This is a genomic window from Luteimonas sp. J29 (genome assembly GCF_000472505.1).
Taxonomy (GTDB): Bacteria; Pseudomonadota; Gammaproteobacteria; order Xanthomonadales; family Xanthomonadaceae; genus Luteimonas.
This window is the reverse complement of record NZ_AWZR01000017.1, coordinates 1-3,353: the sequence shown is the minus strand read 5'-3', so window position 1 is coordinate 3,353 and position 3,353 is coordinate 1. Positions and strand designations below refer to the sequence as shown.

Here is a 3,353-nt window from a genome sequence, read left to right as displayed (position 1 = left end):
CAGGCCATCACCCAGATGGACGAGACCACCCAGCAGAACGCCGCCCTGGTCGAGGAGGCCACCGCCGCCGCGCGCAGCATGGAGCAGCAGGCCGGGCAGCTGGTGCAGACGGTGGCGGTGTTCCGGCTGCAGGACGGCGAGCGCCGCCTGGCCGAGCGGCCGGCGGCGTCGGCGCCCGCGGCGCCCGCGCCCGTGGCCCGGCTCGAGCCGCGCAAGCCGGCGCCTGCGCCGGCCCCGGCGCGGCCGGCCCCGCGCCCGGCCAGGGTCGCGGCCGGAGGCGACGCCGAGGGCGAGTGGCTGGAGTTCTGAGGCCACGCCGCAGCGACGTCACGAAGGGGCGCCCAGGGGCGCCCTTTCCGTTTTCCGCGGACGGCCGCGCGCGGGCGCGACCGTCCCCGCGGGTCAATTGCGGCGCCCGGCGGCCGATAGTCCCCATGACCGACCGCGGTCGCAGCCGCCCCTGGACGATGCCCAACCCCGAATTCCCGCACCTGGCCGACGACGAGGAGCTGTCCCCGTTCGCGCTGCGCGACGCCCGCGGGATCGGCCAGGTCCTGCATGGCCTGGCCGAGGCGCGGGCGCTGGTCAGCGTGCGCCTGGTGCCGGGCGGGCATGCCTGCCCGACCGCGCTGCTGGAGGTCCGCGACGACGGCACCCTGCTGCTCGACGGCAACCGCGACGAGGCCATGAACCGGCGCATGGCCGAGGCCACGCGGCTGGTGTGCAGCGCCCAGCTCGACCTGGTCCCGATCCGGTTCCGGCTGCCGACGCCGACCCGGACCGTCCACGAGGACTTCGTCGCCTTCCTCGCCCCGTGGCCGCAATCGCTGCTGCGGCTGCAGCGCCGGGAGAGCTACCGGCTGCCCATGTCGGCCACCGCGACCGCCACCGTCGAGTTCGACGCCGCCGCGGGCGCCACGCCCCGGCAGCCGCTGCGCACGCTCGACCTGAGCGGCGGCGGCGTGGCGCTGGCGGTTCCCGGGGAGACGGTGCACGGATTCCAGGCCGGCACCCGGCTGCCGCCCTGTCGCCTGCGCCTGGGCGACGCCGACCCGGTGCCGGTGGCGATCGAGGTCGCCTGGCTGGCGCGCGACGGCGTGCGCGGCAACGTCGACTGGTGGCGCGCCGGCTGCCGCTTCGTCGACCTGCCGCCCGCGGTCGAGCAGCAGGTGATGCAGTACATCTTCCGGGTGGAGCGCCAGCGCAACGCGCGCCTGCGCCGCGGCGGCTGAGGACCGGCGGCTAAAGTCCCGGCGCGCGCGGCCGCTACCGGGGCAACGGGTGCGAAGACACCCCCATCCCCATGGAGTACACCCAATGACCGTCAGGACCCTTCGCCTCCTGGTCGCGCTGCTTGCCGGCGGCTGCGCCTCCACCGTCCTCGCCCAGGACGCCATCCGTCCCGAGCAGGCGACCCGCCACGTCGGCCAGACCGGCATGGTCTGCGGCAAGGTCGAGAAGACCCGCTACGCCGAGAACTCCGAAGGCCAGCCGACGTTCCTGCACATGGGCGGCATGTTCCCGCGCCACACCTTCTCCGCGCGCATCCCGCAGGAGCTGCGCGGCAAGTTCCGGCCGACCCCGGAAGAACTGGAGGGCCGCGACGTGTGCGTGATCGGCACGATCCAGCGCGACGCCTCGCGCGCGGAGATCGCGATCGGCTCGCCGAGCGACGTCAAGCTCGCGACGATCAAGTAACGCCGCGGCCCCGCGCCGCTCCGGACCCCGGTCGCCCACCCAAGCCAGGCGGAACCACCATGCACGTCTTCACGAACATGAAACTCATGCCGAAGCTGATGCTGGCCTTCGGCGTCCTGCTGCTGATCATGCTCGTCCAGGGCATCGGGGCCTACCTCGGCATGCGCTCGATGGACCGCGCGAGCGAGCAGGTGGCCGGCACGGTGGTGCCGGCCGTCACCCTGGTCGGCCAGACCCGCGGCCTGCTGGGCGAGTACCGCACCGCCTCCTACCGCGGACTGGTGCGCGCCAGCGACGCGGCCAAGCGAGAGGCGCGCGAGCGGGCGACGTCGATCGATGCCCAGCTGGCGCAGAACTTCGAGGCCTACGGCCAGTACGCGTCCACCGACGAGGAGAAGCGCCTGCTGGCCGAACTGGTGGCGGCCTGGGCGGCGGCGCGCAAGTCCTACGACGAGGTCAACGAGCTGCTCGACCTCGAACTGCCCGACGACGCGGTCGACACCTTCATCGGCCAGACCAGCCGCCTGCACGACGCCACCAGCGCCGCGCTGGCCGCGCTCTCGGACGCATCCAACCGCGTCGCCGCGGCCTCGACCGCCGATGCCCGCCGTGCCTACGCCGCATCCAACAGCCTGACCCTGGTCCTGCTGCTGGCCGGCATCGCGGTCGGCCTGGCGGTGGCGTGGGCGATGGCGCGCAACCTGACCCGCGCCGCGCGCGAGGCGGCCGCCGTCGCCAACGACGTCGCCGCCGGCAAGCTCGACACCACCATCGACACCCGCCGCAGCGACGAGATCGGCGACCTGTTCCGGGCCATGCAGCGCATGCAGCACGACCTGCGCGAGCGGATCGAACGCGACCAGGCGATCGCCAGCGAGAACCTGCGCATCCGCACCGCGCTCGACAGCTCCGGCACCTGCGTCATGATCACCGACGCCGCGCACCGCGTGATCTACGCCAACCACGCCGTGGCCGACCTGCTGCGCCAGTACCAGGACGACGTCGCGGTCGCCCTGCCCGGCTTCGAGCCGGGCCAGCTGGTGGGCACCCCGCTCGAGGCGTTCCACCGCGATCCCGCGCAGCTGGCCACGGTGCTGGAACAGCTGCACGACGTCCACCACGACGAAGTGTCGCTTGGCGAGGCGCACTTCGGCGAGAGCATCGCCCGGGTCGGCGACGCCGACGGCGCCCTGCTCGGCTACGTGGTCGAATGGCGCGACCGCACCCCGCAGGTGCGGGTCGAGACCGAGCTGGCGCAGGTGGTCGAGGCCGCCGCCGCCGGCGACCTGTCGCACCGCATCGCGCTCGAGGGCAAGCAGGGCTTCTACCTGCAGCTGGCCAGCCTGCTCAACGGCCTGCTCGACGCCAACGCATCCAGCCTGCACGAGGTCTCGCGCGTGCTCGCCGCGCTCGCCGAGGGCGACCTCACCGTGCGCATGGAAGGCGACTACCAGGGCGTGTACGCGACGATGCGCGACAGCGCCAACGCCACGGTGGAGCAGCTGACCGCGATCGTCGCCCGGATCCAGGCCGCGGCCGATGCGATCGGCGCCGCCTCCGGCGAGATCGCCGCGGGCAACAACGACCTGTCGCGCCGCACCGAGCAGCAGGCCGCCTCGCTCGAGGAAACCGCCTCGTCCATGGAGGAACTCACC

General features: G+C 73.8%; 3 protein-coding genes and 1 pseudogene. All 4 read left to right on the top strand.

The annotated features are described in order from the left end of the window. Positions 1-309 (top strand): annotated as a pseudogene (locus tag LUTJ29_RS0114355) (methyl-accepting chemotaxis protein); the annotation flags it as partial. A 125-nt stretch (positions 310-434) separates the two neighbouring features. Further along, positions 435-1,232, top strand: coding sequence for a flagellar brake protein (locus LUTJ29_RS0114350; RefSeq protein ID WP_051323058.1), 798 nt, complete (start codon positions 435-437; stop codon positions 1,230-1,232). An 85-nt stretch (positions 1,233-1,317) separates the two neighbouring features. Continuing rightward, positions 1,318-1,698, top strand: a complete 381-nt coding sequence (locus LUTJ29_RS0114345; RefSeq protein ID WP_043741673.1) for a hypothetical protein — start codon at positions 1,318-1,320, stop codon at positions 1,696-1,698. A 59-nt stretch (positions 1,699-1,757) separates the two neighbouring features. After that, positions 1,758-3,353 (top strand): MCP four helix bundle domain-containing protein (locus tag LUTJ29_RS0114340; protein WP_027073108.1); only part of this gene is annotated, 1,596 nt, incomplete at its 3' end.

Coding starts and splice junctions, on each gene's coding strand:
- LUTJ29_RS0114345 (WP_043741673.1), top strand. CDS start 1,318: ATGACCGTCAGGACCCTTCGCCTCCTGGTCGCGCTGCTTGCCGGCGGC.
- LUTJ29_RS0114350 (WP_051323058.1), top strand. CDS start 435: ATGACCGACCGCGGTCGCAGCCGCCCCTGGACGATGCCCAACCCCGAA.